Source organism: Neoroseomonas rubea (genome assembly GCF_016106015.1).
GTDB classification, from domain to species: Bacteria; Pseudomonadota; Alphaproteobacteria; order Acetobacterales; family Acetobacteraceae; genus Neoroseomonas; species Neoroseomonas rubea.
The window spans coordinates 1-1,909 of the sequence record NZ_JACADQ010000515.1 but is presented as its reverse complement, the minus strand read 5'-3'; the positions used below and the strand labels follow the sequence as shown (position 1 = coordinate 1,909).

Annotated in this window: 1 protein-coding gene; it reads left to right on the top strand. The window is 69.6% G+C overall.

What is annotated here, in order from left to right; genetic code table 11:
* The first annotated feature begins 195 nt into the window (after window positions 1-195).
* On the top strand, window positions 196-1,908 hold the full coding sequence (locus HW577_RS24345) for a tetratricopeptide repeat protein (RefSeq protein ID WP_198378682.1): 1,713 nt from the start codon (window positions 196-198) through the stop codon (window positions 1,906-1,908).
* The last annotated feature ends 1 nt before the right edge of the window (window position 1,909 follow it).

The window sequence follows — 1,909 nt, the reverse complement described above, 5'->3', positions numbered from 1 at the left end:
TCACTGACATGAGGTGAGCAGAGGGTGGGGGCCGCCACGCCAGAAGTACGTCACTGTTAACGACGACGCTCGGCCAGTCCTGTTGCGCGCCGATTTTCCTTTCGACTCCGACGGACTCACTACATCATCGCTGAAGCATGTTCGTATCGCAGCAGGATCATCCATCGAGTATTCGCGTGGATCCGGGGAACCGAGATGAATGATTCCGTGTATGGCATGAATACGGAGTCGATACGCGGGGAATTGCAACGAATCCTTGCCTCCACCGACTTCGAGGCCTCGGAACGCAACCGCCACTTCCTCCGCTACGTCGTCGAGGAGACGCTGAGCGGCCGCGCCGAGCGCATCAAGGCCTACACCATCGCAACCTCCGTCTTCGGCCGCGATGCGAGCTTCGATGCGCAGGTCGATTCCATCGTCCGCATCGAGGCCGGCCGACTGCGGCGCGCGCTGGAGCGCTACTACCTGACCGCCGGCCGGGCGGACGGGGTCCGGATCTCCATCCCGCGCGGCGGGTATGTCCCCGTATTCGAAGCCGGCGCGGGCGCGTCATCCGAAGCGCGCGCGGGCGCGCCGGTGGCGCCCTCGCCCGCCCCTGCCGCGGGCCGGCGCGGCTGCGCCATCCTGGTCCGGCCCTTCGAGGAGGAGGGCGACCATTCCTCCTTCCCGAACTTCACCCGCGGCCTGACGCGCCAGGTCATCGTCGGCCTGACGCGCTTCACCGACCTGTTCGTCTATGGCGCCGACACGACGTTCCGCCCCTGCGGCGGCGGCGACGGCGGCGAAGCGCTCGATGTCGATCTCCTGCTGACCGGCGGCGTGACGCTGTCCGCCGGGCGCTTCAGCCTGGACGTGCTGCTGAGCGATGCGCGCAGCGGGCGCTGCATCTGGGGCGAGACCTTCGACCGCCCGCTCGAGCCCGGCGAGATCGCGCGCATGCGCGACGAGGTCGCGAACCGCATCGTGCAAAGCCTCGCCCAGCCCTATGGCGTGATCTTCAGCGCAAGGGCGCGGGAGGTGGAAGGAAAGCCGCCGGGGAGCCTGACGTCCTATGAGAGCGTGCTCCGCTTCTACCAATACTGGCGGACCTACGATCGCAGCCTGATCCGGTCGGTCCGCGACGGGCTGGAACAGGCGATCCGCCGCGATCCCGACTATGCGGAGGCCTTCGCCTGCCTGTCGCTGGTCCATCTCGACTGGCTGCGCTTCGGCCATGAGCCGGCGGCGACGGCCGGTGGCCTGCTCAAGCGCGCGCGGGAACTGGGGCTGCGCGCGGTGGACCTCGCGCCGCAATGCAGCCGCGCCCACCACGCGCTCGCGCTGGCCTGCTGGTTCGGCGGCGATGTCGCCGCGGCGCTCGCCGAACTGCGGACCGGCCTGTCGCTCAATCCGAACGACACGGAGATCATGTCGGATCTCGGCCTGCGCCATGCCGTGCGGATGGAGTGGGAGGAGGCGCTGCCCCTCCTGCGCGACTCCTATGCGCGCAATCCGGCGCAGCCCCCAAATCATCGGATCGGGCTGGCGCTGCACCACTACATGCAGGGCCGCTATCGGGATGCCCTCGCGGAGATGCGGCGCGGGACGGTCCGGCACGTCGTGCAGGCACTCGTGGTGGTGGCGGCCGCTGCGGCGCAGGTCGGCGAGACGGCCGAGGCCAGCGGGGCGGTGCAGGCGATCCTCGCGATCGACCCGGACTACGGCGATCACGTCGTCGAGGATCTCGTGGGGCGCAACGTCCACCCGGACATCATCGCCGCCATGCTCGAGGGGCTGCGCAAGGCGGGCCTGCCGGGCCGCGACACCGGCGTGGCGCGGGACCGGCCGGACGCACGGCGTACCCTGCTCCGCCCCCAGCCCGCACCGATCGAGATCAAGGCGTCGCCCGCCCCGCGCATGTCACAGTAAC

Bases quoted from the DNA above. Each gene is read 5' to 3' on its own strand.
- HW577_RS24345 (WP_198378682.1), top strand. From the start codon at position 196: ATGAATGATTCCGTGTATGGCATGAATACGGAGTCGATACGCGGGGAA.